The 26647-nt window shown below is 65.1% G+C and carries 24 protein-coding genes; 3 read left to right on the top strand and 21 right to left on the bottom strand.

Annotated features, from left to right (window positions below; all coding sequences use genetic code 11):
- Positions 1-22 precede the first annotated feature (22 nt).
- Both ASE26_RS09525 and ASE26_RS09520 read left to right on the top strand, forming a co-directional pair.
- Entirely contained in the window at positions 23-586 is a 564-nt protein-coding gene (locus tag ASE26_RS09525; RefSeq protein ID WP_055937383.1) for a pseudouridine synthase, read from the top strand.
- A gap of 80 nt (positions 587-666) precedes the next feature.
- On the top strand, positions 667-957 hold the full coding sequence (locus ASE26_RS09520) for a hypothetical protein (protein ID WP_055937380.1): 291 nt from the start codon (positions 667-669) through the stop codon (positions 955-957).
- A gap of 101 nt (positions 958-1058) precedes the next feature.
- Here ASE26_RS09520 and rpsT read toward each other — a convergent pair whose 3' ends face one another.
- Positions 1059-1325 carry a 30S ribosomal protein S20 gene (rpsT, locus tag ASE26_RS09515; protein ID WP_055937377.1) on the bottom strand — a complete coding sequence of 89 codons (267 nt, stop codon included), beginning with the start codon at positions 1323-1325 and terminating at the stop codon, positions 1059-1061.
- Between the two features lie 195 nt (positions 1326-1520).
- Here rpsT and murJ point away from each other — a divergent pair, with 195 nt between their 5' ends.
- A complete protein-coding gene (gene murJ / locus ASE26_RS09510; protein ID WP_055937375.1) occupies positions 1521-3071 on the top strand; it encodes a murein biosynthesis integral membrane protein MurJ in 1551 nt (516 codons plus the stop codon).
- 12 nt (positions 3072-3083) lie between these two features.
- Here the strand turns inward: murJ and ASE26_RS29785 are convergent, their stop codons facing one another.
- The 20 genes from ASE26_RS29785 to ASE26_RS09410 form a co-directional block, all read right to left on the bottom strand.
- Entirely contained in the window at positions 3084-3878 is a 795-nt protein-coding gene (locus ASE26_RS29785; protein WP_156398184.1) for a type II secretion system protein, read from the bottom strand.
- Complete coding sequence (locus tag ASE26_RS09500; protein WP_055937369.1) at positions 3844-4218, bottom strand: type II secretion system protein; 375 nt, start codon at positions 4216-4218, stop codon at positions 3844-3846. Before ASE26_RS09500 ends, ASE26_RS29785 begins: the two co-directional genes overlap by 35 nt.
- On the bottom strand, positions 4212-4682 hold the full coding sequence (locus tag ASE26_RS09495; protein ID WP_055937365.1) for a type II secretion system protein: 471 nt from the start codon (positions 4680-4682) through the stop codon (positions 4212-4214). Before ASE26_RS09495 ends, ASE26_RS09500 begins: the two co-directional genes overlap by 7 nt.
- A 2-nt stretch (positions 4683-4684) precedes the next feature.
- Complete coding sequence (locus tag ASE26_RS09490) at positions 4685-6697, bottom strand: secretin N-terminal domain-containing protein (protein ID WP_057246103.1); 2013 nt, start codon at positions 6695-6697, stop codon at positions 4685-4687.
- The gene (locus ASE26_RS09485; protein ID WP_055937360.1) at positions 6694-7245 is read right to left on the bottom strand and encodes a hypothetical protein; all 552 of its coding nucleotides are present in this window, start codon (positions 7243-7245) and stop codon (positions 6694-6696) included. The genes ASE26_RS09490 and ASE26_RS09485 overlap by 4 nt, the downstream gene beginning before the upstream one ends.
- Complete coding sequence (locus tag ASE26_RS09480) at positions 7242-7772, bottom strand: hypothetical protein (RefSeq protein WP_082591324.1); 531 nt, start codon at positions 7770-7772, stop codon at positions 7242-7244. Before ASE26_RS09480 ends, ASE26_RS09485 begins: the two co-directional genes overlap by 4 nt.
- Positions 7769-8314, bottom strand: coding sequence for a hypothetical protein (locus tag ASE26_RS09475; protein WP_057246098.1), 546 nt, complete (start codon positions 8312-8314; stop codon positions 7769-7771). Before ASE26_RS09475 ends, ASE26_RS09480 begins: the two co-directional genes overlap by 4 nt.
- Positions 8311-9072, bottom strand: a complete 762-nt coding sequence (locus ASE26_RS09470) for a hypothetical protein (RefSeq protein ID WP_057246096.1) — start codon at positions 9070-9072, stop codon at positions 8311-8313. The genes ASE26_RS09475 and ASE26_RS09470 overlap by 4 nt, the downstream gene beginning before the upstream one ends.
- Positions 9065-10750, bottom strand: coding sequence for a GspE/PulE family protein (locus ASE26_RS09465; RefSeq protein ID WP_055937349.1), 1686 nt, complete (start codon positions 10748-10750; stop codon positions 9065-9067). The genes ASE26_RS09470 and ASE26_RS09465 overlap by 8 nt, the downstream gene beginning before the upstream one ends.
- Positions 10747-11931 (bottom strand): type II secretion system F family protein, encoded by a 1185-nt coding sequence (locus ASE26_RS09460; RefSeq protein ID WP_057246093.1) that lies wholly within the window; start codon positions 11929-11931, stop codon positions 10747-10749. The genes ASE26_RS09465 and ASE26_RS09460 overlap by 4 nt, the downstream gene beginning before the upstream one ends.
- Positions 11932-11950: 19 nt before the next feature.
- Entirely contained in the window at positions 11951-12385 is a 435-nt protein-coding gene (gene gspG, locus ASE26_RS09455) for a type II secretion system major pseudopilin GspG (protein WP_055937343.1), read from the bottom strand.
- Positions 12386-12548: 163 nt separating this feature from the next.
- Positions 12549-15719, bottom strand: a complete 3171-nt coding sequence (locus ASE26_RS09450; RefSeq protein ID WP_057246091.1) for a S8 family serine peptidase — start codon at positions 15717-15719, stop codon at positions 12549-12551.
- A 33-nt stretch (positions 15720-15752) separates the two neighbouring features.
- Positions 15753-16475, bottom strand: a complete 723-nt coding sequence (locus ASE26_RS09445; RefSeq protein WP_156398183.1) for an NF038120 family PEP-CTERM protein — start codon at positions 16473-16475, stop codon at positions 15753-15755.
- Positions 16476-16772: 297 nt separating this feature from the next.
- On the bottom strand, positions 16773-17129 hold the full coding sequence (locus tag ASE26_RS09440; protein ID WP_055937334.1) for a hypothetical protein: 357 nt from the start codon (positions 17127-17129) through the stop codon (positions 16773-16775).
- 138 nt (positions 17130-17267) lie between these two features.
- Positions 17268-20432: a S8 family serine peptidase gene (locus ASE26_RS09435; protein ID WP_055937332.1), complete on the bottom strand. Its 3165-nt coding sequence runs from the start codon at positions 20430-20432 to the stop codon at positions 17268-17270.
- A gap of 49 nt (positions 20433-20481) precedes the next feature.
- Complete coding sequence (locus ASE26_RS09430; RefSeq protein WP_055937329.1) at positions 20482-21207, bottom strand: NF038120 family PEP-CTERM protein; 726 nt, start codon at positions 21205-21207, stop codon at positions 20482-20484.
- Between the two features lie 197 nt (positions 21208-21404).
- Positions 21405-22100, bottom strand: coding sequence for a LuxR C-terminal-related transcriptional regulator (locus tag ASE26_RS09425; protein ID WP_055937325.1), 696 nt, complete (start codon positions 22098-22100; stop codon positions 21405-21407).
- Positions 22094-22783: a response regulator transcription factor gene (locus ASE26_RS09420; RefSeq protein WP_055937320.1), complete on the bottom strand. Its 690-nt coding sequence runs from the start codon at positions 22781-22783 to the stop codon at positions 22094-22096. The genes ASE26_RS09425 and ASE26_RS09420 overlap by 7 nt, the downstream gene beginning before the upstream one ends.
- 190 nt (positions 22784-22973) lie before the next feature.
- Positions 22974-23582, bottom strand: coding sequence for an NF038129 family PEP-CTERM protein (locus ASE26_RS09415; RefSeq protein WP_055937317.1), 609 nt, complete (start codon positions 23580-23582; stop codon positions 22974-22976).
- 11 nt (positions 23583-23593) lie between these two features.
- On the bottom strand, positions 23594-26587 hold the full coding sequence (locus ASE26_RS09410) for an ExeM/NucH family extracellular endonuclease (RefSeq protein WP_055937567.1): 2994 nt from the start codon (positions 26585-26587) through the stop codon (positions 23594-23596).
- Between the last annotated feature and the right edge of the window lie 60 nt (positions 26588-26647).

Here is a 26647-nt window from a genome sequence, read left to right as displayed (position 1 = left end):
CTGGGCGCTATACTACCAACCTATGCCCCTGATACTTTTTAATAAACCTTTCCAGGTATTGTGCCAGTTTTCCCCCTCCGGGGATAAGGAAACCCTGGCCGATTACATCAAGATCCCGAACGTCTACCCGGCCGGCCGCCTCGACTATGACAGCGAGGGGTTGATGCTGATGACCGACGATGGCAAATTGCAGCACAAGATTGCCCACCCCGATCGCAAGGAAGCCAAGACCTACCTGGTACAGGTGGAAGGCGTGCCGGATGCCGACGCCATGGGGCGCCTGCAGGCGCCGCTCGACCTGGGCGACTTCACCACCCTGCCCTGCAAGGCGGTACGCATCGCCGAGCCGGCCTGGCTGTGGCCGCGCAATCCGCCGATCCGCCAGCGCGCCGGCCAGCCCACGTCCTGGCTGGCGATCACCCTGCAAGAAGGCAAAAACCGCCAGGTACGGCGCATGAGCGCCGCCATCGGCCACCCTACCCTGCGCCTGGTGCGCTCGGCCATCGGCGCCATATCGCTGGCCAGCCACCCGCTGATGCCGGGCGAATGGATGGAAGTTTCAGCGGACGACCTGAGCACGCACTAAATAAGTCAACCAGGCAAGTCGCGGCAGCGTTGATGAATCAGGTTCACCAGAACCTTCATCCACTATAAAAGGAGTTCGCCATGTCTAAGACTACTGTCGCGCTGCTTGCCTCCCTGCTTTCCCTCTCCGCCTTCGCTGCCGACCACCACCTGAAAGGCTCGGCTTCCGCCTCGGCTTCCGCCGCAGCATCCGCTGCCTCGATGGCATCCGCCGCACCAATGGCTTCCGCCGCATCGGCCGCTTCGGCCGCCGCTTCGGACGCGGCCTCCGCCAAGAAATCGGCCAAGAAAGCCAAGAAAGCCGCTTCTGCCGCGGCCTCTGCTGCCGCATCGGCAGCCTCCGCCGCTTCCATGGCTGCTTCGATGAAGTAGGCGCAAAGTGAAAAACCCGCTATGGCGCAATGCCATGCGGGTTATTCCGGTACACCTGTTCGGTACACCTGTTTGGCGGCTAATGCCGCCAGCACACGAACTTAGGCGGACAGTGCCTTCAGGGCAGCTGCCAGACGGCTCTTGTGACGAGCAGCCTTGTTCTTGTGGATGATTTTCTTGTCAGCGATCGAGTCGATGGTCGACACGGAAGCCTGGAAGATGGTGGTAGCAGCAGCTTTGTCGCCAGCCTGGATCGCCTTGCGAACAGCTTTGATCGCGGTGCGCAGGGTCGAACGCTGAGCGGAGTTGTGAGCGTTTTGCTTAACTGCTTGACGAGCGCGTTTGCGCGCTTGTGCGGTATTTGCCATTTGAGAATCCTAATTCGTTGTCAAAGTTCGTTTGCAAACAATAGCGTTTGCCAAACCGGTGCGGTGTTTTCAGAGCCGGCTGAACGTCGCTGCCTGCCATACTGAATTCTGTACAGCCTTAAATTATAACGGGGTTTTGCTGCCAGGGCAATTCTAAATGTCGGGGCGTTGCTGCTTTCGCTATAATCAGCGCCCATGAACTTGCTCAAGACCCTCGCCGCTATTTCAAGCATGACAATGTTGTCCCGCATTACGGGGCTGCTCCGTGAAGTCCTGTTCTTCCGCGCTTTCGGCGCGGGCGGCATGACCGACGCGTTCTACATTGCCTTCCGCATTCCCAACCTGTTGCGCCGCCTGTTCGCGGAAGGCGCTTTTTCGCAGGCTTTTGTGCCAATGTTGGCAGAATACAAAAACAGGCAGGGTGAAGAGGCTACCCGTTCCCTGGTCGACCATGTGGCGACCGTCCTGGTCTGGGCCACGCTGCTCACCAGTGCGGTGGGGATTATAGGCGCTCCGCTGTTCATCTATCTGATTGGTTCGGGCTTGAGCAAGGATCCGGCATCGTTTGACGCCGCGGTGTGGATGACGCGCCTGATGTTCCCCTATATCGCTTGCATGTCCTTCGTCGCGCTCTCCAGCGGCGTACTGAATACCTGGCGCCAGTTCAAGATCCCGGCCTTTACCCCGGTGCTGCTGAACATCTCCTTCATCTCCGCTGCCCTGTTCCTGGCTCCGCACTTGAAGCAACCGGTTTATGCCATGGCGATCGCGGTCGTGGTGGGCGGCGTCCTGCAGGTTGCGATCCAGGTGCCCTCGCTGGTGAAGATCGGCATGCTGCCACGCTTGTCATGGAATCCGCGCGTCGGCCTGGCCGATCCGGGCGTGCGCCGCATGCTGAAAAATATGCTCCCTGCCCTGTTTGCAGTGTCGGTGGCGCAAATCAGCCTGATGATCAACACCACGTATGCCTCCTGGATGCAGGAAGGCAGCGTGTCCTGGCTGACCGCCGCCGACCGCCTGATGGAATTCCCCAACGCCTTGCTCGGCGTGGCGCTGGGTACCATCCTGCTGCCTAGCCTGTCAAAGGCCAGCCAGGAACAGGACCACGACGAATATTCGTCCCTGCTGGACTGGGGCTTGCGCCTGACCTTCCTGCTGGCCATGCCGGCGGCGGTAGGTATTGCTGTGCTGGCGTTGCCGCTCATGGCAACCCTGTTCCACAACGGTAAGTTCACCGACTTCGCGGCCGTGATGTCGGCGCAGCCCTTGCTGGCTTATGCGGTCGGCCTGGTCGGCATCATCCTGGTCAAATCGCTGACGCCGGCATTTTATGCGCGCCAGGATGTGCGCACGCCGGTGCGCATCGGTGTCATCACCCTGGTTGCGACCCAGGTAATGAACCTGGCTTTCGTCTGGCAGTTCAAGGTCGCCGGGCTGGCGCTGTCGATCAGCGTGGCGGCGCTGCTGAACGCCGCCTTGCTGTACCGGGGCCTGCGCGCGAAGGGCATCTACAATCCGCAACCGGGGTGGCCAAAGTTCCTGGCCCGTTTGCTGGCGGCGGTAGTCCTGATGGGGCTTGCCGGCTGGTGCGGTGCGCAGCAATTCGACTGGCTGGGCATGCGCCAACACGCTTTCCTGCGCGCCGGCGCGCTGTTCCTGGTGATCGGCGCCTGCGCAGTGGTGTACTTCGGCACCCTGTTCGCGCTCGGTTTCCGCCTGCGCGACTTCAAGCGCCGCGCCAAGTAAAGGCGCCAGGCTTCAGCGGCGCGATGGCGGCGGTGGCGCCTCTTCGCGCGGCTGCTCGCCGGACTGCTCCGGCGCCGGCTCTGGTGGCGGCTCCTGCGGCTCCTGCGGCGGCTCTGGCGGCTCCTGCGGCGGTTCGGCAGGCTGCGGCGGCTCTTGCGGAGTGCCCGGCTTGCTGCCAGGCTGCGTGCCGCTCAAAGCACCGGGCTGGGTGCCGTTCATGCCGGTCAGCGGACTGCCCGGCTGCATGCCCGATCCGGGTTTGGCCGGCTGTCCCGGCTGCTGGCCGGGCTGCTGGCCGTCCGCGCCCTTGGCGCCAGCAACCTGCACGCCCTCGCCGCTGAATTTCCAGTCGGCCAGGCTGGTCTTGCCTTCAAAAGCCACGAAGCGCGGCGGGAAATTCCCGATCTTGATCGGCGCCGCTTTCGACAGGCTGTATATGGCCAGGATGCCGCCATTCTCGTTTGCCTTCACCAGGCCCCATTCGGCCTTGCCCGTCATCGGGTCGACATAGACGCGGCGCAAATGGCGGCGCAGTTGCGGGAAGCGCGGGTCCTTCAGCAGTTCGGCGAAAGAATTGGGATAGTTGGGCTGCCCCTGCGGCGTGGCGGCGGCATAGCTGGCCAGGGCGTTGCTGTACTCCATGCCGATGTCGAGCAGGGCCTGTTCAGCGGCCGCGCGCTGCATGGTTGTGCCAAGGCGCAGCGACATGGCGCCAACCAGGCCGATAATCGCCACCAGGATCACTACGCTGGCGTAGGTGAACCCGTGCTGCCTACCACTCGGAATAAGGCTTGCCGCTGCGGTCATTGCCGGGCGCTCCGCTCTTGATGTCTGCCACGCCGCCTTTGCTGACGTCCTCCGGCGGCACGATAGTCCAGCTATCGCTCTTTTCCGTGATCGGGTCGATCGGGACGGCACGCAGGTATTTTTTCTCCACCAGCTGCTCCAGGCTGTCCGGGAAGCGGCCAGTGTCGCCGTAGAACTGGTCGATGATGGCGCGCGTGCTGCGCAGGTTATCGGCCAGGATGGTTTCCTTGGTCTTGTCCACGCTCGGGAAATAGCGCGGCACGGCGAGCGTCAGCAGCAAGGCGATGATGCCCAGCACGACCAGCAGCTCGATCAGTGTGAAGCCCTTCTTGTTCACCATTTCTTGTAAGGCACGCCGTTCAGGCCTACCTGCTCCGAAGTCGAAAACACGTCAAAAACATCCTCGCCTTCGCGCGGATCGTCGGCGTCGCTGGCGTAGCTGCGCTTGCCCCAGCTTTGGCCATTGCTGGCATTGGAATCCGGGTTGAAGGGGTCGCGCGGGATGCGGCGCAGGAAGTAGATCTTGCTGCGCTTCGGGCTGCGTACATCGACCACGCCTTCCACCAGCACCTCCAGCGTGCGCGGATAGCCGTTGCCGGTGATGGACTTGGCAATGCGCCCCTCATCGTAGGCGGTCTTGTAGTCGTCCAGCGCCTTGCGCATCACGTGCAGCGCGCTGCGCAGCTCCTGCTCGTTGCGGCGCTGGACCACGGTCTGCCCGACCGGGATCGCCAGTGCGGCGAGCAGGCCAAGGATGGCCAGCGTCACCAGCAGTTCGATCAGGGTGAATCCGCGCGCGCGCATGCTTACTCTTTACGCTCCGTGCTGGCCGGCGGCTGCACGGTATTGGCGGGGGCCGGTGGCGGCAGCGGTTTGGTCACGCTGGAAGCCGGGCCGGGCTGGGTATTCGACAGCGGCAGTTTCTGCGGCGCGGGCTGGTCCGCCGGTGCGGCGGGTGCGGCGGGTGCGGCGCCTGGCGTCGGCACGGCCGTCGTGACGGCATCCTGCGCAGCAGTCGCGCCGGCTGGGCGGGCGCCCGGCAGCACCACGGCCTGGCGCGGTGCGACGTCAGGCTTGCGGCGGAAGTTCGCTTCGGTACCGGCCGAGAATTCGGCAACCGAGGTTTCCGGGCGCTGCAGGTTGCGCACCAGGTGCGGCGTGATCGACAGCACGATCTCGGTCTTCTGCTTGTCATCCGTCTGCGTGCCGAACAGGCGGCCCAGGATCGGCAGGTCGCCCAGGCCCGGCACGCGGTTGCCCGTACTGCGCTCCTCGCTATTGATCAGGCCCGCCAGCACCTGGTTCTCGCCATCCTTCAGTTGCAGGAAGGTGGAAGCCTGGCGCGTGCCGATCTGGTAGGCGGTGGTGCCGCTGGCGGTCGTCACGCGGTCGATCAGGTTCGATACTTCCAGCGCAATGCGGATGCCCACTTCGTTGTTCAGGTAGATGATCGGCTCCGCATTCAGCGTGAGCCCGACATCGACATAGCTCACCGATTCGGAGGCAAAGCCGCCCGTGCCCGGCGAAATGGTGGTGGTAATCACCGGTACCTTTTCGCCGATCACGACCTTGGCCTTCTCCTTGTTGCGCACGCGGATGCGCGGGCTGGCCAGCAGGTTGGTGTCGCCGTCGGTCTTCTTGATATTGAGGGTCGTGGCAAGCGCCGAGACGCCGATGTTGTCGCGGTTGATGTTGTCGAGGTCGCGCAAAGTCAGCTTGGTTGCGTCGCGGGCACTGCCCAGCACCGACAGGCCGACCTGGTTCGGCCAATCCACGCCAAGCTTCATCAGGCGGCTGCGCTTGACCTCCAGGATCTCCACGTCCAGCATCACTTCGGGCTCGGCCTGGTCTTGCGTTGCAATGATCTTTTCCGCCAGTTTCACCGCATCGGCACTATCGCGCAGGATCACCAGGTTGAGCTTTTCATCGGCCACCACGTCGCGCGACTTGAGGATGGTCTTGAGCGTGTTGGCGACGGTTTTGGCTTCCGCGTTCGACAAATAGAAGGTGCGCACCACCGTTTCCTGGTACTCCTTCAGCTTGGCCGCCGTGTTGGGGTAGACCAGGATGGTATTGGCATCCATCACCTGCTGCTCCAGCTGGTTCGTCATCAGCAGGAAGTAAATTGCCGATTCCACCGTGCTGTTCTTCAGCATGATGGTGGTGCGGGCGTCGCTCTTCACATCCTTGTCGAAGATGAAGTTCAGGCCCGAACGGCGCGAAATGATGTCGAATACCTGTTTCAGCGGCGCTTCGCGGAACTCGATCGTAATCGGGGTCTTGTAGGCTTTGGACAGGCCCGATTCGGCCGGCGGCTGCGGCGTCTGCTCATTGATCTCGCGCATCAGGGCGCGGCCGGCCGCGTGGTCCGGCTTCTCGGCCAGCACCGTGCCGACGCGGCTCTTCGCCGCTTCGAATTCCTTCTGCTCCAGCGATGCACGGGCTTGCGCCAGCAGCTTGTCGTGGCGGTCAGCCATTTCCAGCGCACGCAGGCCGGCGCGCGCGCGTTCGTTTTGCGGGTCCATCGACAGCACGCGCTGGAAATTCTGCGCGGCAGGGAGGTATTTTCCCTCATTGATGAACTGGTCGGCCTGCTCCAGCAGGCGGGCGCTGGCCCGCTCGCGCGTGTCGAGGTAGGCGGAGCGATACAGGGCGCTGTCCGGGTTGCGCTTCATCGCTTCCTGGTATTTCAGCAGGCCCGCTTCCACCTGGTCTTTTTCAACCAGGCTGCGGCCATCGCGGTAGGCCATATCGGCCGCGCAGCCGGACAGTGCCAGTACCAGCACGGACAGCGACAGCGTTCTCAGATTTGGCTTCACTCAATTACTCCAATATTTAACTGCTGCACCTGGTTCATGGGCAGGTAGGTCATGGTCAGGGTTGGCGGTGCGATGGCATCGACGCGGTACGTGCCGTCGATCTGCATGCCTTTTTTCACGACAAAAGTCTGCTCGCCGCGGCCAAGGTACACCTCCCACTGGCCATCGGCGGCTGCCTTGCCCAGGAACTGGAACGGCAGCGGCGGCGCTGTCGGCGGCGGCGGCGGCGGCGGTTTCAGTTCCGCAGCCGTGGGCGGCGGCGGCGGTGGATTCCAGTTCTGGCCGCCGAATACCCCGTCCTTGCTCTTGAACGAGCCTTCGCCGACTTCGCCGATCAATTCCTCGCGCGGCACCAGGCGCAGGATCGAGGTCTCCCCTGCCGCCGCATGCGCCACTTTCACCGCCGGCGGCGCGCTGGCGGCCGGCGCGCGCGCCGGCTTGCGTTCGACCGCTTCCGCCACCGTGTCGTTGGGGGCCTTGTCGCCGAACAGCACCAGCGCTGCGGCGCACAGCAGCGCCGCGCCCATCAGCATATGGCGCGGCTTCATGGCTTCTCCTTCAGGTACAGCGTGAAACGCATGCGCGCCTCGACCACCGGCTCGGTAATGGTTTCGCGGCGGAAGGCAATATCGTCCAGCGCCGCGAACGGGATCGCCGACAGGGCCTGCATGCTGAACTGCCAGATATTCTGGTAGGCGCCCTTCACCGGCAGCGTGACCTGGTAGGCAGAGACGCCGCTGGCCTTATCCAGGCTGAATTTGTATTCGCCCTGCTCCAGCGCCAGGCCGGTCTTGGCCGCGATGTCGAACAGCTGCTTGACCTGCTGTTCGGCATGGCGTTTTTCGCCCAGGGAGGCATAGAAATGGGCCAGGTTCTCGTTGGCGGTCGGCGGCGGCGCCGCTTGCACCAGCTGCGCCGGCGCGGGCGGCAAAGGCTGGGCCGCCTCTTGGCGCGCTTTCAGCGACCATGACAGCAGCGACGCTCCGGCCAGCAGCAGCGCCAGCGCAACGCAGCCGGCTATGCCAAGGCGCATTGCCGCCAGGCGCAGGCGCAGCATCAGGGCCGCCGCGTTCATCGCGCCCTCCATTGCACTTCGACCTGGAAGCGCAGCGGGCGATTCGGGTCCTGGTCGTTGATTTCATGGCGCAGCAGCGCAGCGCCGGCAAAGAATTCCTGCTGCTTCAGCTGCTCGATGTAGCCGACCATATCGTCGCTGTTCTTGGTCTCCGCCGTGATTTTCAGTGTCTGCTTGCGCGGATCAGGGTCCAGCGCCAGCAGCGCCACAGCCGGCGTATTGGCGGCGGCCACCGCATCCTGCAGGTCGCGCCATGGCAGGTTCAGTTGCAGGATGGCGGCGTTGACCGCCACCGCCTGGGCTTCCGGAATCACGGTTTCCGGCTTGCGCTCAGGCGCGCGCACGGCGGCGGCTTGCTTGCGCTGCTGGGCGCGCAGGTTTTCTTCGCGCGCCGCTTGCTGCTGCGCAGCCTGCACGCCGAAGACGCCCCCCGCCGTCAGCAACGCCAGGCCCAGCACGCCGGCAGCCAGCGCCAGCGGGTGGCTGCGATACAGCGTGCGGCGCCAGCCGGCAGCGGCAAAATCGATCTGCATAGGCCTCATGCTGCAGCTCCCAACGCGGCAGTGGCGATATGCTTGTCGCTGCTGGCCGGTTTTGCCAGCGCCGGCGGCACCTCGCCGCTGAGCTGGATCAGGGCCGGCGCCTGCAATCCGAGCAGCAAGGCCTCGCGCTGCGCCGCCTGCGTCAGCCAGTAATGGTCGGCGCCGGGCGGAATGGCGACATGGCGCAAGGCGCGCAGCTTGCCGCCTTCGCAGGCGGCCAGTGCCAGCACATTGGCCTGCGCAACGCCGAACCACGCATCGTTCTTCAAGGCGCCGGCATGGCGGTTCCAAGCTGCCACGAAATAGGGAACGATGGCGCTGACGACCAGGCCATGCTGGGCGGCGGCGTTTTCGATGGCGGCCTTCAGCAAGCGCGGAATTGCCGCTGCCATGAAGGGGGCGGCGGCGTTCCAGTCCGCGCTGACGTGCCAGGCGGCCGGCGTTTCGCCGTACAGCGTGTGGAAACGCAGCGCCGCGGCGCCTTCCAGGTCGGCCAGGCGGGCGGCCTGCGCCGGCGGGCTGACTTGCCACAGGCGCAGCAGTTCATCGGACAGGACAAAACTGGCGGCCATGCCGGCAGCGCCCTGCCCTGCAAGCAGCGCGCCCAGGGCCAGCGGCAAGGCAGCGGCCGGCGCAGCCGCCAGCGCCTGTTCGGCCAGCAGTTCCGGTGCGGCCGAGCCCCAGCGCGGCACGCGCAGCAGGCGTATGGCGTACGGCGTGACTTCGATGCGCAGCGATTGCGTCAGATTTTTAAGCATGCAAGGTCACCCGCTTGATTTCCGCCAAGGTCGTATCGCCGCGCCGCACCACGTCCAGCGCCGCATGGCGCAGGCTGCGCGTGCCGTTGGCATAGGCTGCCGCCTTGATCTGGCGGATCGGCCGCTTTTCCACGATCAGTTCGCGGATTTCATCGTTCAGGGTCAGGATCTCCGCGATCGAGCGGCGGCCCTTGTAGCCGGTGCCGCGGCAATCGCCGCAGCCCTTGCCTTCCTTGAAGTTGTATTCGTAGACGTCGGCGCGCGCCAGGCCGACGCTGGCCAGCTCCTCGTCCGACGGCGTCACCTCGACCGCGCAATGCGGGCAGTTGATGCGCACCAGGCGCTGCGCCCAGATGCCGTTCAGTGCCGACACGAAGGCATAGGGATCGATGCCCATATGGGTAAAGCGCCCGAACACGTCGAACACATTGTTGGCGTGGACGGTGGTCAGCACCAGGTGGCCGGTCAGGGCCGACTGCACCGCGATTTCCGCCGTTTCGCGGTCGCGGATTTCGCCCACCATGATCTTGTCCGGGTCGTGGCGCAGGATCGAGCGCAGGCCCTTGGCGAAGGTCAGGCCCTTCTTCTCGTTGACCGGGATCTGCAGGATGCCCGGCAGCTGGTATTCCACCGGGTCTTCGATGGTGATGATCTTTTCGCGGCCATTGTGGATTTCAGTCAACGCAGCATACAGCGTGGTGGTCTTGCCGGAACCGGTCGGCCCGGTCACCAGCAGCATGCCGTAAGCCTCCTGCGCCAGCGCACGCAAGGTCGACAGCGAAGCGTCGTCGAAGCCCAGCGCCTCCAGCGTCAGCGAGCCATAGGACTCGATCATGGCGCGCTTGTCCAGGATACGGATCACCGCGTCTTCGCCATGGATGGACGGCATGATCGATACCCGCAGGTCGATCTCGCGCCCCATCGATTCGACCCGGAAGCTGCCGTCCTGCGGCACGCGGCGTTCCGCGATGTCCAGCTCGGCCAGCACCTTCAGGCGCGAAATGATCTGCTCCGCCACGTCGATGCCGTTGACGGCCGTGGCATGGTCCAGCACCCCGTCCACCCGGTACTTGACGGCCAGGCCGCCGGCAGTCGATTCCAGGTGGATGTCGGAGGCGCCGGCTTTCAAGGCGTCATACAAGGTCGAATTGACCAGCCGCACGGCCGGGCTGGCGCCCTCCGACACCGAGGCAAACGACAGCACCGCCGCCGTCTTGCCGTCGCGCCGCGTGCCCTCCGCGCCCGACACCAGGGTATCGACCGCGCGCGCCGACTCTTCCTGCTTCGACAGGTAGGCCTGGATGTCGGCCTGCAGCGCCAGTCGCAGCTGCAGCGGCGCGGCTGCCGAGCAGCGCGCCTGCGTCGCCAGCCAGGTCTGCAGGTCGAGGTCGAACGGATCGGCAATCACGCCCACCGCCGCCCCATCGTGGGAGCGCAGCAGCACGCAGTGGCGCGCCATGGCCTGCGACAGCGGCAGCAGGTCGAAAGCCGTCTCGAAAGCCAGCATGTCGGCCGTTTCCAGCACCGCCAGGCCGAAAGGCTGGGCCAGCGCCCGCACCGCCATGCGCGGTTCGATGCCGGACAGCTCTTCCAGCTCCTCCACCAGGCTGCGTTTGGACAGCGCGCCCTGCGCGCGCGCCTTGGCCAGCAGGGTTGCATCAAGCACCGGCAGCGTCATGCCATTTCTCCGGCCAGGTCAAAAATCGGCATATACAAAAGCACCACGATAGCGCCCACCACCAGGCCGATACCGGCCATCAGCAGCGGTTCAAAAGTACGGGTAAAACGGTCGATCCAGCGCCCGATCTCGCCGTCGTAGAAGGCGGCCGACTGCGTCAGCATGGCCCCCATTTCGCCGGTGCGCTCGCCCACGCGCAGCATGCGCAGCGAAATCGGCGTGGTCAAGCCATTGGCTTCGAAGGCCGACGACAGCGGCAAGCCCGCCTCGATCATGGCGCGCGCGCCCTGCAAGCCTTCTTTCACATTGGCGGACACCATGGCCTGCACCGTGTCCACCGCATTCAGGATGGTGATGCCGCCCTCGCTCAGCATGCCCAGCGTCAGGTACAGGCGCGATAGCTCATAGATCTTCACGCGCTCGCCCACGCCCGGCAGGCGGGCCAGCAGGCGCGCCAGGCCGCCGCTGCGCAGCAGGTGGCGCACGCCGAACACCGCGCCGCCGATCGCAGCGGCCAGGCCGGCCACCAGCGGCAGGGTATGCGCCGCGGCAAACTGGCCCCAGCTCAGCATCAGCTGCGACATCCACGGCAGGTTGCGCCCCGCGCCCTGGTACACCTCGGCAAAGCGCGGCACCACATAGGCAATCAGGAACAGCGACACGCCGCCGCCCACCAGCAGCAGGATGCAGGGATAGATGGCGGCGCTGACCAGCTTGGCGCGCACCAGGTCGACCCGCTGCTGGTAATCGATGAAGCGCTCCAGCGAGCGTGGCAGGTCGCTGGTGCCTTCGGCAGCCTTGACGATGCCCACATACAGGGGCGGGAACAATTGCGGCTGCTCGGCCAGCACGGTGGAAAAGCGCTGCCCTTCGCGCAGGCCTTGCAGCAGGCGCTCCAGCACGCCGCGCGTGGCCGGCGCCGATTCCTTTTCCAGCAGCGCTTCCAGCGCCTCCACCACGCCCAGGCCCGCGTTCAGCAGCGCCAGCAGCTCCTGGCTGAACAGCACCAGCGAGAGCGCCTTGGCTTTGCCCGCGCGCAGGCCGGCACTGCGCGGCGTGATGGCGCTGACGAACAGGCCGCGCGCCTCCACCTGGCGCCGTGCATCGGCCTCGTCGCGGCCATCGACCACCAATTGGCCGATCGCCATGTCCGGCGACAGGGTGCGAACATCAAACTGCATTGCTTAAACCACGCTGTCTTTATTGGGCGCCGATGTCGGCGTTCTCGCCTTCGCCGCCCGGCTGGCCATCCTTGCCGAGGGAGATGATGTCGTATTCAGCCTTGGCGCCGGGCGCCTTGTACTGGTATGGGCGGCCCCATGGATCGGGCGGCACGCCCTTTTTCAGGTAGGGGCCATTCCACTTGGTGCCTGCCGTGGCCGGCGCCGCCAGCAATGCAGGCAAGCCTTCCTCGGTGCTCGGGTAGCGCCCGACATCCAGGCGGTAGGTGTCGAGCGCCTTGTCGAAGGCCTCGATCTGCGCCTTGGCGATCGTGACTTCGGATTTACCGAGCTGGGAAAAGTATTTCGGGCCGACATAGGCGGCCAGCAGGCCGATGATGACAATCACCACCAGCAATTCGAGCAGGGTGAAGCCGGCGGCGCGGCGCGAACCTTGAAACTGTGCTACTTGCATCCGGACGACTCCTATGATGACCGCTGAAGAACTCGCAAGACTACCACGCAGTTTAAGTATTCAACAACATTTTGATTAATAGTGTGTGTCTTTGCAGTCATTCACAAAAAAAAACCGCCCGGACGGCCTGCGCCCGGGCGGTTTTTCACCTTGCAAGCTGCGCTTAGTCCTGCAGCTTGGCTTGGGCGCGGTCCGATTCCGGCGCCGGCACGGTAGCGCTGCCGGTGTTCACATTGACCAGGGTGGTCGCTTGCACCGTGCCGCTCAGGTCCTGGAACTGTACGCCGCCGACATAGCTCTGGTTCTCATCCAGGCCAGCCCAGCTGACGCCCACCGTGGTGTTGGTCCCGCTGTACACGCGGCCCGGCAGGGCCGCAGTGAACTGGCCGCCGCTGTCGCCCGGGGTCACGATCCACGACGCCAGCTTGTGGTTCATGGCCTCAGGATTCTCGCCGCCATAGGCCACTACGCACACCTTGTAGTTGCCGGCCGCCGGCGAAGCCACCTGCACCGCTTCGCTGGTGCCGTCATGGCCGGAATAATTCCAGCTGCCGTCCGGTGCCAGCATGCCCAGGTCATGGTCGTCGCTGGCCGTGCCGGTATCCTTCTGGAACAGCGCGAAGCGCGCCGCTACCGCCCCGGCCGGGATGGCGACGTTATAGACCTTGATGTTGGCGGTGTCGGCGCCGGTGGCGCAGGCATCCTTCAGGGCCGCCGAGCTGACCGCCTTGGCCGCCAGCGTGACGCTGTCGCCGAAGACAGGCGCTTTCAGGCCGCCCTTCAGTGCCGTCAGGCGGCCGCTGAAGGTGGTGCGCACGGTGAACAGGCGGGTGCCGGCCGGCTTGTCGCCCGACGCCAGTGCCGGCGCAATGACCGGCTTGGCGGTACGGGCCTGGATCGGGCTGCGCACCACGTGGTTGCCATCGGACCAGACCAGGCTGCCGAACTGCCACACGGTTTCAGGCGCCGTGGTGCGGGTCAGCTTGACGGTGAAGCTGCCGCTGGCGCCAGGCGCCAGGGTCAGCGTGGCTGGCGTGACCACGGTGCTGAAGCCGGTCACCGCAGCGCTGGCATTGTAGGTGGCCGTTGCGCCGCCCACATTGGTCACCTTGCGCTTGATGGTGACGCTGTTCTGGATCGCACCGGCGGTGATCGATGCCAGGTTCAGGTTGTAGGTCTCGTCCAGCGTGCCGTAGGTGATGCAGTCGGAAGCCGGCTGCACCAGCGGGCGGTTCACCTTGCACTGGTAGGCCACCAGGTCGGCCTTGCCCATGTCGTATACCAGGCCAGGATCGTTGGCCTTGTTCGGTGCTACATGGCCGGCGCCCTGCGCCCATGGCAGCTTGCCGTTCTGCGCGCCTGGCAGGGCGTCGTCCAGCGTATCGTAGGCGGTGGTCATCAGCGCCGACTTGATGGCCGCTGGCGACCACTCCGGATGCGCCTGGCGCAGCAGCAGGCCCAGGCCGGCCACGTGCGGGCTGGCCATGGAGGTACCCTGGATCGAAGCGTAGGCTTGCTGGCCCGGCGCGCCGGCCGCCACTGCCGCCGTTTCGGCAGGGTTGAGGGCTGCCGCGTAGCTGGCGATGACGTCCACGCCCGGCGCGGTGACGTCCGGCTTCAGGATATTGCTGTCGCCCTGGTTCGGGCCGCGCGAGGAGAAGCCGGCCATGATCGGCGCCGGCTTGGTGCCGGGGTAGAAGGCGCTCAGGGAAGCCGTCGCTGCCGCCTGCGCCTTGGCGTAGGCCTTGATCGCGCTGCCGTCGGCGGCGCTCACGTGCACCGTCGGCACCGAGTGGATTTCGCTCACCAGGCCGGCGCCATTGTCGCTCAGCACCATGCCAACGCCGCCGGCATTCAGCACTGCCAGGCTCTTGTCGACGCGCGCGTTATTGCCGCGGGTGCAGACCACCACCTTGCCGGCCACCTTGGCCGGGTCCAGCAGGACCTGGCCGGCTGGCGGCGCGGCGCTGAAGCACAGGCTGGCGTTGCCGCCGCCCACGCCTGCATCCTCGGCGCGGATCAGGGCCGTATCAGGCAGGCTGCTCAGGTTGTTGGAGGCGCCGTAATACTTGGCGCCGCTGCCCAGCTTGACATCGGCCTGGAACTTGCGGTCATGGGTCGAGGCGCCGACCGTGGTCAGCCATGGGCTGAGGTGGGCCACGGTATTGGCCGGGCCGGCATTGCCGGCCGATGCGGCCACGAACACGCCGGCCAGCGAGGCGCGGTAGAACGCCTGTTCGACGGCGTCGCCGGTACCGGTCTGCGAACCGCCGATCGAGAAGTTGATCACGTTGACGCCATCCTTGACGGCGTCGTCGATCGCCTGCACCGAGTCCGAGTTGTAGCAGCCGTTGTTGACGTTGGTGCCGTCGGCGGCGCCCTCTTCAGCCGTGCTCCAGCACACCTTGTAAGCGGCAACACGGGCGCGCGGCGCCATGCCGGAGGTCAGCCCCATCGGCACGCCGCCGATGGTGGCCAAGACATTGGCATTGCCGGCGGCGGTCGAAGCGGTGTGGTCGCCGTGGCCGCCATGGCCGATCGCGTGGCCATCGGTGCCGGAGCTGGAATCACGCGGCGAAAAGTACTCGGTCCAGTGCTTCGGCTTGCGGGTGGAGAGGAAGCCGGCATTGTAGAACTTGGCGCCCACCAGCTTGTTGTTGCAATGCAGGGCCGGCTCAAAGCCCTCGCCCGCCACGCAGCCGCCCTTGAAGGTGGCTGGCGGTGCGCTGAAGGCCAGCGTGCCGGCCGGGTCGAAGGTTGGCACATCGTTGGCATCGACACGGTCGGCAAAGGCCGGGTTTTCCGGCCAGATGCCGCCGTCGATCACGCCGATCACCAGGTTTTCACCCTTGACCTGGCTGCCGCCGGCAAATTGCGACCACAGGCCATTGATGGTGCTCAGGCCCAGGAAACCGGTGGTGGACACGGTGTCCATGCGGCGCACGGCATCGGCCTGCACGTCGGCCACGGCCGGGTTGGCCTTGAGCGCCAGCACTTCCGCCTCGGTCAGCATCACGGTAAAGCCGTTCAGCACCACGTCGTAATTGCCGACCACGGTCGGATTGCCGACGCTGGCCAGCACTTCATCTTTCTTCGTGCCCAGGTAGCTGACATAGTTCTGTACCTTGGGCGAGCGGAAATCAAACACTTCGCCCTTGGCCGGCTGGGTTGCCGCCAGGCCGCTGACGCCGCCGTTATAGGTGGCGGCCGGCTGGTCTTGCAGCTGGACGATGTAAGCCTTGCGCTCATCTTGCGCGACAGCGGACAGGGTAATGCTGGACAGCAGCGCCAGCACTGCCAGTGCGGCTGGACGTTGTTTCAAATTCAGTTTCATGGATTCTGTTCCGGTTCAGGTTAGCAGGGAGATTCAGCGCGCGCGGCGACGGCGGCTGGCCAGGGCCAGGCCGCCCATGCCAAGGCCGAACAGCGCCAGGCTGCCCGGTTCCGGGATCGTCGCGATATCGTCGATCGCAAAGTTCGCCATGCCGCCGCCGCGGTAGCACTTGCCGTCGCTGTTGCACTCCAGGCCGAACACCAGCACGTAGCTGTAGTAATCGGTCAGCTTGCCCAGGTTGAAATGCTGGAAGCTGAACTGGCCATTCTCCGGTGCGGCCAGCGCCAGGCGCACCAGCGGCCCCATTTCTTCATCCTTGGCGTTAAAGCCTTGCACCAGCAACTGGCCGGCCATGTCCGGGAAGCTCTCCTGGCCGGCGCCGACGAAGCTGGCGTTCAGGCTGCCCAGGCGGAAGGAGGAATTGTCATTACGGCCGAAGTAGAAATAGCCATCGTTGAGGCCGGTGTAATACTGGCTGACATTGTTGACCGGGCAGTTGCCCGTGGCGCAGGTTTCCGGTTCGCTGCCTTTGACAAAGGCCCCCACCATATCGCCCTGCTGCTCGCCGCCGTAGGCTTCCATCCAGTAGTCGCCAATCTTGACATGCTGGCCGGCCAGCATGAAAGGCGATTGCGGATTGCCCTCAAAACTCAAAGTCCCCGCCTGGGCGACGCCGCCCATGGCCAGCACTGCCGCCAACAGGATGTGACTGACTGCTTTTCCTGCGCGAGGTGTTTGATTATTAAAAAATTTCACCGTCGATTCCTCTGCGAATTGTGATCATGAAAGGGCGTACGGAACTTTTGGTCCGCTCCGCCCCGGCTCCACTAAACGTTCTACTTATGAGCAACTTTACTTGCGGAAATTTTGGTAAGCGCAAGTTGCCGGTAGGAAGCATGATTCATGCCAAGATAATAATTATCAAAGGAATCAATGTGTTATCTTGGCAAGATTTATTTAACTACAAAAAGTGTAAAAATTTCCGACACTTTGCATACGAATGCACGACAAATAGCCGACACTTGGCCGGCTGCTTGGGAATCGGGACGGGAATTAGCGGTCGAGTGCGCCGCCCAGCTGGCATTTGCCGGCCACGCACTGCGCGCCGGGGTCGGCGATGAAGCGGCAATCGCTGGCCATGCCGGAGCGGGCATTGGCATCGCTGCGCTCCTTGCGGTAGCGCTCCGCCAGCTGCGCCACCTTGGCCGGGTCGCTGCGCGCGGTCGAATAGGCAAGGTAGCCTTCCGGCCCGCCGCAGGATTTGGCGCCCAGCGCCACCGTGCGGCACTGCTGGTCGCTGCTGCAGGCGGCATCGCTGCCCAGGGCGCGCAACTGCGACAGGGTGTCGGGGTTGGCGTGGCTGCAGGCGGCGGCGCCCAGGCAGGCCAGCAGGATGGCAAGTTGTTTCATCAGAATTGCTCCGAATGCGATGGCCTATGATCGGTCCTGCCGCCCGCCCGGTCAACCGTGCCGGCAGCGGGTGCAATAAAAAATCCGCCCTGGCATGCGCCGCGGCGCACACCAGGGCGGACTGTCGCCAGCCGTCGTTTAGTCCTGCAGCTTGGCGGCCGCTACGCGGTCGGTCTCGGCAATCGGCACGGCCGCGGCGCCGGTGCTGACATTGACCAGGGTGGTGGCCTGCACCACCCCGTTCAAGTCCAGGAACTGGGCCGCGCCGACATAGCTCTGGTTATTGTCGAGGCCGGACCAGCTGACGCCCACCGTGGTGTTGTTGCCCGCCACCACCTTGCTCGGCACTGCCACCACGAACTTGCCGCCCGTGTCGGCCGTGCTGACCACCCACGATGCCAGCTTGTGCTGCATGGCTTCCGGCGTCGTGCTGCCATACGCCACCACGCACACGTTGTAGGTGCCCGCTGCGGGCGATGCCAGTTGCACCGACTCGTTGCTGCCATCGTTGCCGGAGTAGCTCCAGGCGCCGCCTGGCGTCAGCACGCCCAGGTCATGGTCGTCCGAGGCCCCGGAATCCTTCTGGAACAGGGCGAACTTGGCGGCCACGGCGCCGGCCGGGACGCTGACCTTGTAGACCTTGACGTTGGCCGTATCGGCACCGGCCGTGCACAGGGTTTTCAGGACGGCCGAGCTGGTCGACTTGGCTTCCAGCGTCACCGCATCGCCATAGCTGGCGGCCTTCAAGCCGCCTTTGGCATAGCCCATGCGGCCGGAGAAGCCGGTCAGGACCGGGAACAGGCGGCTGCCGGACGCTTTGTCGCCGCTCAGGATCGCCGGCGCCGTCACCGCCTTGCCCACCTTGGCCTGCACCGGAATGCGCACATTATGGCTGCCATCGTTCCAGGCCAGGCTGCCGAACTGCCAGGCGTTGGCCGGTGCGCCGTTCGGGGTCAGCTTGACGGTGAAACTGCCGCTCTGGCCGGTGGCCAGCGTCAGCGACGACGGCGAAACCACGACGCTGAAGCCAGGCAGCGACGCCGTGGCGGTATAGGTGGCTGCCGGTCCCACATTGGTCACCTTGCGGCGCACCGTGGTGCCAACCCCGCCCAGTGCCGTGGACACCGTGATCGAAGGCAGGTTCAGGTTATAGGTCTCGTCCAGCGTGCCGAAGTTGCTGCAGTCGGCGGCCGGTACGGCTGGCCGGTTGACCTTGCACTGGTACTGCACGTAGTCGGCCTTGCCCATGTCGTACACCAGGCCCGGGTCGACCGCCTTGTTCGGATCCACATGGCCGGCGCCTTGCGACCATGGCAGCAAGCCGTTCTGCGCGCCCGGCAAGCCATCGTTCAGGGTCGAATAGGTGGTGGTCATCAGGGCCGACTTGACGGCGGCCGGCGACCAGTCGGGATGCGCCTGGCGCAGCAGCAGGGACAGCCCCGCCACGTGCGGGCTCGACATCGACGTGCCCTGGTAGGACTCGTAAGCGGCCGGCGGCACGAAGCTGCCCGCGACCACCGCGCTGTGCTGGGCCGGTGTCAAGGCCGCCGACACGCTGGCGATGATGTCCACCCCTGGCGCGGTCAGGTCGGGCTTGAGCACGTTGGCGTCGCCCATATTCGGGCCGCGCGACGAGAAGCCAGCCATCACCGGCGCCGGCTTGCTGCCCGGGTAGAAGGTGCCGATGGCGGTCGTGGCGGCGGCGCCCTGTGCCAAGGCATACGCCTTGATGGCGGCGCCGTCGGCAGCGGAGATGTGCACGCTCGGCACCGAATGGGCTTCGGCCACCAGGCCGCCGCCGTTGTCTGCCATCACCATGCCGACGCCGCCGGCATTCAGCACAGCCAGGCTCTTGTCGACACGGGCATTGGTGCCGCGGGTGCAGATCACCACCTTGCCGGCCACCTTGGCCGGATCCAGCATCACCTGGCCGGCCGGCGGCGAGCTGCTGAAACACAGGTTGGCGTTGCCGCCGCCCAGGCCGGCGTCCTCGGCACGCACCAGGGCCGTTTGCGGCAGTGCCTTGGTGTTGAGCGAAGCGCCGGTATACTTGCTGCCGCTGCCCGTGGTGGCATCGGCCACCAGGTTGCGGTCGTGGGTCGAAGCAGCCACCGTGGTCAGCCATGGGCTGATGTGGGCCACCGCATTGGCTGGGCCGCTGTTGCCGGCCGAAGCGGCAACGAACACGCCCGCCAGCGAAGCGCGGTAGAACGCCTGTTCGACCGCATCGTTGACCGTGTTCTGGGCGCCGCTGATCGAGAAGTTGATGGCGTTCACGCCATCCTTGACCGCGTCGTCGATGGCCTGCACCGAATCGGAGTTGAAGCAGCTGTTGGAGGCGCCGGTGCCGTCGTCGGCAGTGGGATCATCATAGGTCCAGCATACCTTGTAGGCAGCCACGCGCGCGCGCGGCGCGACGCCGGAGGCCGGGCCCATCGGGATGCCGGCCACCACGGCAGGGACATTGCTGTTGCCGGCGGCGGTAGAAGCAGTGTGGTCGCCATGGCCGCCATGGCCGCTCGTTACGCCATCGCCGCCGACATTGGAATCGCGCGGCGAATAGAATTCCGTCCAGTTCTTGGGACGGCCGCTGGCCAGGAAGCCGGCGTTGTAATACTTGGCGCCCACCAGCTTGTTGTTGCAATGGATGGCCGGATCGAAGCCCTCGCCCGCCGCGCAGCCGCCGGTAAACGAGGCCGGCGCCGTGTTGTAAGCCAGGCTGCCGCCGGCATCAAAGGTCGGCACGCCATTGCCGTCGACCCGGTCGGCAAAGGCCGGGTTTTCCGGCCAGATGCCGCCGTCGACGATGCCGACCACCATGTTTTCGCCTTTGACCTGGCTGCCGCCGGCAAATTGCGACCACAGGCCGCCTGCCGTGCTCAGGCCCAGGAAGCGCGGCGTGGAAATGGTATCCATGCGGCGCACCGCATCGGCCTGCACGTCCGCCACGGCTGGATTGCCTTTCAGGGCCAGCACTTCGCTGTCGGTAAGCAGGGCGGCAAAGCCGTTCAGCACCACATCGTAGTTGGCAATCACGACCGGATTGCCGACGCTGGCCAGGACGTCGGCTTTGCGGTCGCCCAGGTAGCGCACATAATTCTGTACTTTGGGATCGCGGTAGTCGAACACCGCGCCCGGTGCCGGCTGGGTGGCCGGATAGCCGCTGACGCCGCCGACATAGGTGGTGGCCGGCTGGTCGCTCAATTGCACGATATAGGTTTTGCGCGCCTCTTGCGCGCCGGCGCCCACGGTCAAGCTGGACAGTACGGCCAGCACCGCCAGCGCCGCAGGACGCAGTTTCATGGTCATTTTCATTTGGATTCCCGGATCAGGTTAGCGAAAGAGCCGCGGCTTAGCGCACACGGCGGCGGCGGGCGGCCAGGCCAAGGCCGGCCATGCCCAGGCCGAACAGCGCCAGGCTGCCTGGTTCGGGAATCGTGACGATATCGTCGATAGCGAAGTTGGCCAGGTTGGAGTTGCGGTTGCAGCTGCCATTGGCATCGCAGGAGTAGCCAAGCACGCGCACAAAGGCGAACTGTTCCTTGATCGAGCTCAGGTCGAAAGTACCGAACTGGAACTGGCCGCCGCTCGGGCCGGACAGGCCGAGCTGGCGCGCGCCGCCCAGCGCCTGGCCCAGGGCGTCAAAACCTTGCAGCACCAGCATGCCGGCGACAGCCGGGAAGCTGGCCTGGCCGGTGCCGATGAAGCTGGCGCGCAGGCTGCCGAGGCGGAACAGGGAATCGTTATTCTGGCCAAAGTAGAAATAACCGTCATCCAGGCCGGTATAGTACTGCGATGCATTATTGACCGGGCAGCTGACACCGAAGCAGCTGGCAGGATCGCTGCCGTCGACAAAGGCGCCGACCAGGTCGGAAGTCTGGCTGCCGCCATAGGACTCGATCCAATACCCGCCGACCTTGATGTGGTCGCCGGCGAAAACGAAGGGCGAATCGACCTGCCCTTCAAAATTGAGCACTCCTGCCTGCGCCACACTGCCTGCGGCCAGTGCTGCGACGCACAGGAATTGTTTGATCGCCTGGGCTGCGCGATGTGTTTGGATCTTAGAAATATTGGCCACGGAATCCCCTGGATGGTTGAACTCTCGAAAATGGCAGCCTGCCTCGTGGACAGCTGCCTGACTCAAATCTATTGCCTACAACACAACTTTACGCACGGCTATGCTGCCGCGTGCGGGAGGGCGCACGCAAAAATCATGCCCAATCAACATTTCCAAAAGAATCAACCAGTTGATGAAGTGCCATTATTGGCACTTCATCAAAGTGTAAAAATCTTCGACAAATCTGCAAGCGGCGGGATGGGGAATTGCGCCACGGCGTGGGCGCGGTTGTTGACGCCGAGCTGGCGGTACAGGCGCTGCAGGTGGTTCTTGACGGTCAGGGGACTGATGCCGAGCAGGCGGCCGATTTCCCCGTTGTTCTTGCCCTCGCGCAGCCACTGCAGGATTTCAGCCTGGCGCGGCGAGACGGCTGGCGCCGGGGCCGCGCTGGCGATGCGCTGCAGCGCCAGGTGCAGGTAGGGCAGCAGCAATTGCAGCAGCCAGGATTCGCGTACGCCGGCCGCCGCCGGCATGCCAAGCAGGACCATGGCACTGCCGCCGCAGGCCAAGGGCCCGCAGCCGTGCAGCAAGCCGTGCCCCATGGCGCCGGCCTGCAGCGCCAGCGGCTGCCCGCCGCCCTGTTGCCACTGGCGCAGCCAGGCCGGGGCCGGCCCTTGCCGGGCGTCGCACAGCAGGGCGCTGGCGGAGGCCGCCAGCACGCTGCTGTGCAGGCACTCCACCTTGCGCGCCCGGCCCTGCTCGTCGAGCTGGATGCACAGCAGTACGCCATGCGGCAACAGGGCCTGCAAGGCGCCCTGGCTCCACAGGAATAATTCGCCCTGCGTGGCCAGGCCATGCGCGCCATCGATGGCGTGCAACAGGTATTCCTGCTCGCGGGCGTCGGAATTCAGCATTGGGCGTGGAAGCGGTAGCCGCTGCCGCGCACGGTCTGGATCGCTTCATGCATGCCGCTGGGTTGCAGCGCATTGCGCAAGCGCCCCACATGGGCGTCGACCGTGCGTTCGTCGAGGAAGACATGGCTGCCCCACACCTGGTCCAGCAATTGCGCGCGGCTGTGCACGCGGCCCGGGTGGTGCATCAGGTAGTTCAACAGGCGGAATTCCACGCGCCCCAGGTTCAGCTGGCGGTCGCCTGCCGTCACGCTCAGGGTATGCGGATCGAGGCGCAAGCCCGCCACCTGCAAGGCGCCCGGCATGCCGGCTGGACGCCGGCGCCGCAGCACCGCATGCAGGCGGGCGATGGTTTCGCGCGGCCCGAACGGCTTGCAGATGAAATCGTCGGCCCCGCTTTCCAGCGCCAGCACCTTGTCCTGCTCGGCGCAGCGCGCACTCAGCATCAGGATCGGCAGTTCGCTGGTGCGCGGCGCCGCGCGCCAATGGCGGATCAGCGACACGCCCGACTGGCCCGGCAAGTCCCACTCCAGCAATACCGCTTCCGGCAAGCTTCCCTGCAGTGCGGCAAGCGCCGTCATCGCATCGCCGTGGCACTGTACCGCATAGCCCGCCTGCCCCAGGTTATGGGCCAGCAGTTGCTGCACAGCGGGGTCGCTGTCGATGACGAGAATGTTGAAGGACATGGCAAAAAACGCAGGTCGTTATGCGGAAAACTATGAATCATGCCAAGTCCTGCACGCTAATACAATTTTAATTAAGTATTAATATTCTGCCGAAATAAATCCCCCCACTCCCTCTGTGCCATCCAAATGAAAAAGCACCTTGGGAGCCCAAACTCCCAAGGTGCCTGTGGTGTTTGTGCAACCGCGCTGCTTATGCGCGGCGGCGAACCCAGGCCAGCATCAGCAGGCCCAGCGCCGCCAGCGCCAGCGACGCCGGCTCCGGCACTGCGGCCGGGAGCGCCACGCTGGCGATTGCGTCATTGATGCTGAGGATCTGCAGGTCGGGGCTGCCGTCCGCTGCCGCGACAAACATCAGGTCCAGGATCTTGCCCTTGATCGGGTTCTGGTCGATGTCATAGGCCACCACGCCGAAATTGGAATTCAGCAGCGCCGAAGGATCGCCGGAAATCGTCAGCAGGAAGCTGAACACGCCACCGAACACGCCCTGGTACAGCACATCGTTGGGGCTGCTCGAATTGAGCATGGCAAAACCGCCCGGCACCGCGGCGGCATCGCCCCAAGGCGAAAAATTGGCCGGGTCCATATTAAAGCCCTGCAGTTGCGCCATGGTTGCAGTCGCGGCAGGCGCCCCGTCCACGCCATTGAAGGTGAAGTCCAGGTAGCCTTGGCGGCCGGCGCCGTAAATGGAGGTATCCAGCGTCACCAGGCGCATGACGTCCGCCATGGCGTGGCTGCTGGCGCCAAAGGCCAGCAACAGCGCGGCGATGCGCAGGAATCGGGTCAGAAGCTTGTTTTGCATGGTTCAGGTCCTCAGAAACTGCCGTTGTAGACTTTTGGCGTGTAGTTGACGGCGACACGGCCCGGATTATTGAATTGCAGCTGGACGGTTGCCTGGGCACCGGCAGCCAGCGCCGGCGCGGCGGTGATGTAAGGCATGCCGTTGATAGAGCCGCTGGCATTGGCCAGGGTGACCCCGGCCGGCAGCCCTTGCAGCACATACTGCAGCGGTGCGGCCATGTCGGCGCCGCTGCTGTTGGTCAGCCAGGCAGTGGCGGTGGCGATGCTGCTGAAGCGGCCCTGCACCAGGCCGGAACGCTGGATCTGCACACTCGAAGTCACGTCCACGTACGATGGCGCCAGGTTCAGGCTGATCACCACCGGATCGTGGTCGGAAGCGCGGTAAGGCAGCGTGTTGTACAGGGCCTGGGCGGCGGCATTCTTGCCATCGAGGTTGAAGTCCAGCACTTCCGGCTCGTCGGCGTTGGCGTTCCACTCCATGGCGCCGGCTACCTGCGAACTCATGGCAGCGCTGGCCAGGGCGTGGTCCAGGTAGCCGCTCTCGCCGCCGAATACATAGGAATGCGGCATGCCGTTCGGGCGCACGAAGCGTTCGACCTGGTTCTCGAAGCGCAGCGGGCGCTCGGCGGCGGTCAGGTACATGATCGGGTCTTCCATGCCGTAGGCATTGAAGTCGCCGATCAGCAGCACATCCGGGTCGCCGGCCGCCGCCACCACTTGCGGCACGAAGCTTTCGGCCAGCTGCTGCGCCTGCGCCATGCGGTCCGCGTTGTAGCAGCTCTGGCCGTCATTCTGGTCGGCATTGGCGCCGCTGGCGCCGTTGCAGCGCTTGGATTTCAGGTGGTTGACGATGACGCTGAACTTCGCGCCGTTATTGGCCTTGAAGGTCTGCGCCATCGGCGGCCGGTCATTGACCTGCGCCGCATCGGACAGCGCAGCGCCCGCCAGCGCCACCTTGGCCGGCTTGTAGATCATCGCCACCCGGATCGCATCGGTGCCGGTCGCAGGCGGCTTCGGCACATAAGCGTATTCCACCCTGCCGTATGCCGAGTTCAGGCTGTCCACCAGGTAGCTGGTGGCATAGTCGCCGTTGTTCTGGATCTCCATCAGGCCCACCACGTCGGCATCGATCGCCTTCAGCCCGGCCACGATCTTGTCGCGCTGGCGCACGAACTCTGCCATATTGTCGGCGCCGCGGCAGTTGGCTTTGCTGTTGCCGCTGCCCAGGGTGCAGCCCTGGCCGGTCTGTCCCAGCACATCGGTGCCGTCCATGAAGGTGGTGAAGAAGTTCAGCACGTTGGCGCTGGCCACCTTCAGGTTGCCAGCCGCCACTTCCGGCACCGGGGTGCGTGGATTATCGCGCGAGAAGACCGGCGCTTCGGTCGGCTGCAGCTTGAAGCCCGCGCCGCCGCTGCCCAGGGCGCCGAAATCGATCACGCCGGTCAGGCCGCTGACGGTATAGCCGACGCGCACCGTGCCGTCCTGGTCCAGGTAGGGCACCGTCGCCGGCGTGACGAACAGGCCGTCGTCCAGCGTGATCATATTGGCGGCATTCTGCGCCGCCAGCGCGAGCGCATCCGCGCTGCGGGCCGGATAGCGGTTGGTCGGGATCTCGCGGCGTCCGGCAGACAGCGTGAGTTCGCCGCGGCTGGCCAGCGAATCGGTAGCGTTGACGGTCAGCGCGCCCGGGAAGCGCACCAGCATGCCTTCCACATTGGCCAGGCTGGTGCTGGACAGGTCGATATTGGCCGGGGTAATGCTGTTGCCGGTGCTCTGGGTGAGGACGCTGGTCACGCTCGACAGCTCGGTATAGGACCGTGTTGCCCCGCTTGGCTTGTACTCGGTCACGGTGCCGCTCACGCGCACCAGGTCGCCGACCTTGGCCGCCATCGCAGCCGCCCCCATGTAGACGAACATGCCGTCGGAAGTATTCGGGTCGCCGTCGCCGGCCACGTCCTGGATGAAGAAGCCGCTGCCGACCGTGGCAGTCACCACGCCCTCGGTGGTCAGCTTCGCACCGCTGAACGGGCTGCTGGCGCCCGAGCCCTGGATCTGCGGTACCGGCACCACCGTGCCGGCGCCGACTTCCACGGTCAGGCTGACCGTGCAGCTGGCTTCCTGCCCCTGGTCGTTGGAGAACTTGACCGCAACCGGGTAAGTGCCCGCCGCCAGCGATGGCGAGGCCAGCAGCGACACGCTGGCACTGCCGCCAACCCCGCCCGCAGGAAGCAGCTTGCCCAGGCTCAGGCCAGGCACTGCGGCCGACGTAAGGAGCGCGTCGTTGACGATGCCGTCGGCGTCGGAGGCCGACAGCGCGATGCTGCCGCCGGCGCCGAAGTTGAGCTTGGCGGCGGCCGGGCATAGCGGCACGATTGGCTGCGGCAGCGGCCCGTTGTCGCACATATTGGCCGGCGAAGCGGCCGTGCGGAATTGCGGTGCGACGGCGCTGAAGTCGGCCGCGTTGTTGTTGCTGTCGGTGCAGCCGTTGTTGGCGCGCAGCAGGCTGGTGGTGGCGCTCATGCCGGTCGCGGCAGCTGTTTCGGAGAAGTTGGCCGAACCGTAGCCGACCACGTCCTGGATCGATGCGCTGCCCGGCTGCGCGCCGCTCAGCGCCGTATTGTTATTGACCAGCGCTACCTTGCCGGACGCGCCGCTCATGTTCACGCTGGCGCTGTAATGGTCGGCCGCGAAGTCGGCGCCGACCGCGACATTGCTGCTGGCCAGTTTGAGCAGGAAGTATTTGCCCGGGTCGATGCTGGTGCCGGCCGGCAGTTCCGCCTTGCCCCAGGTGGTGCCGCTGGCAGACGCATACTGGATGGTCCAGCCGCCCACGGCCACCGCAGCGCTGCCGCGGTTGAACAGTTCAACGTAATCGTAGCGCAGGGTAGCGCCGTTATTGCCGCCCGCGCCGTACATCTGGCTGATCACCACGTCGGCAGCGAAAGCCGGCTGGCAAGCCAACAGGGCGGCCAGCGCGCTAGCGCGCAAAGGAATGCGTTTGTCCATGAAAATGAATACCCCCAGAATATGTACCAAAAGGAATTTTTTATTGTTCTTTTGCATATT

It is taken from the genome of Duganella sp. Root198D2, from assembly GCF_001428585.1.
Taxonomy (GTDB): Bacteria; Pseudomonadota; Gammaproteobacteria; order Burkholderiales; family Burkholderiaceae_D; genus Rugamonas.
Note: the sequence above shows the minus strand (reverse complement) of the source record. Positions and strands in the feature narration are given on the sequence as shown.

Coding starts and splice junctions, on each gene's coding strand:
- murJ (WP_055937375.1), top strand. CDS start 1,521: ATGAACTTGCTCAAGACCCTCGCCGCTATTTCAAGCATGACAATGTTG.
- gspG (WP_055937343.1), bottom strand. CDS start 12,385: ATGCAAGTAGCACAGTTTCAAGGTTCGCGCCGCGCCGCCGGCTTCACC.
- ASE26_RS09485 (WP_055937360.1), bottom strand. CDS start 7,245: ATGAAGCCGCGCCATATGCTGATGGGCGCGGCGCTGCTGTGCGCCGCA.
- ASE26_RS09460 (WP_057246093.1), bottom strand. CDS start 11,931: ATGCAGTTTGATGTTCGCACCCTGTCGCCGGACATGGCGATCGGCCAA.
- ASE26_RS09520 (WP_055937380.1), top strand. CDS start 667: ATGTCTAAGACTACTGTCGCGCTGCTTGCCTCCCTGCTTTCCCTCTCC.
- ASE26_RS09415 (WP_055937317.1), bottom strand. CDS start 23,582: ATGCAAAACAAGCTTCTGACCCGATTCCTGCGCATCGCCGCGCTGTTG.
- ASE26_RS09470 (WP_057246096.1), bottom strand. CDS start 9,072: ATGCTTAAAAATCTGACGCAATCGCTGCGCATCGAAGTCACGCCGTAC.
- ASE26_RS09440 (WP_055937334.1), bottom strand. CDS start 17,129: ATGAAACAACTTGCCATCCTGCTGGCCTGCCTGGGCGCCGCCGCCTGC.
- ASE26_RS09480 (WP_082591324.1), bottom strand. CDS start 7,772: ATGAACGCGGCGGCCCTGATGCTGCGCCTGCGCCTGGCGGCAATGCGC.
- ASE26_RS09425 (WP_055937325.1), bottom strand. CDS start 22,100: ATGCTGAATTCCGACGCCCGCGAGCAGGAATACCTGTTGCACGCCATC.
- ASE26_RS09420 (WP_055937320.1), bottom strand. CDS start 22,783: ATGTCCTTCAACATTCTCGTCATCGACAGCGACCCCGCTGTGCAGCAA.
- ASE26_RS09435 (WP_055937332.1), bottom strand. CDS start 20,432: ATGAAACTGCGTCCTGCGGCGCTGGCGGTGCTGGCCGTACTGTCCAGC.
- ASE26_RS09450 (WP_057246091.1), bottom strand. CDS start 15,719: ATGAAACTGAATTTGAAACAACGTCCAGCCGCACTGGCAGTGCTGGCG.
- rpsT (WP_055937377.1), bottom strand. CDS start 1,325: ATGGCAAATACCGCACAAGCGCGCAAACGCGCTCGTCAAGCAGTTAAG.
- ASE26_RS29785 (WP_156398184.1), bottom strand. CDS start 3,878: ATGACCGCAGCGGCAAGCCTTATTCCGAGTGGTAGGCAGCACGGGTTC.
- ASE26_RS09525 (WP_055937383.1), top strand. CDS start 23: ATGCCCCTGATACTTTTTAATAAACCTTTCCAGGTATTGTGCCAGTTT.
- ASE26_RS09410 (WP_055937567.1), bottom strand. CDS start 26,587: ATGGACAAACGCATTCCTTTGCGCGCTAGCGCGCTGGCCGCCCTGTTG.
- ASE26_RS09495 (WP_055937365.1), bottom strand. CDS start 4,682: ATGCGCGCGCGCGGATTCACCCTGATCGAACTGCTGGTGACGCTGGCC.
- ASE26_RS09475 (WP_057246098.1), bottom strand. CDS start 8,314: ATGAGGCCTATGCAGATCGATTTTGCCGCTGCCGGCTGGCGCCGCACG.
- ASE26_RS09465 (WP_055937349.1), bottom strand. CDS start 10,750: ATGACGCTGCCGGTGCTTGATGCAACCCTGCTGGCCAAGGCGCGCGCG.
- ASE26_RS09500 (WP_055937369.1), bottom strand. CDS start 4,218: ATGGTGAACAAGAAGGGCTTCACACTGATCGAGCTGCTGGTCGTGCTG.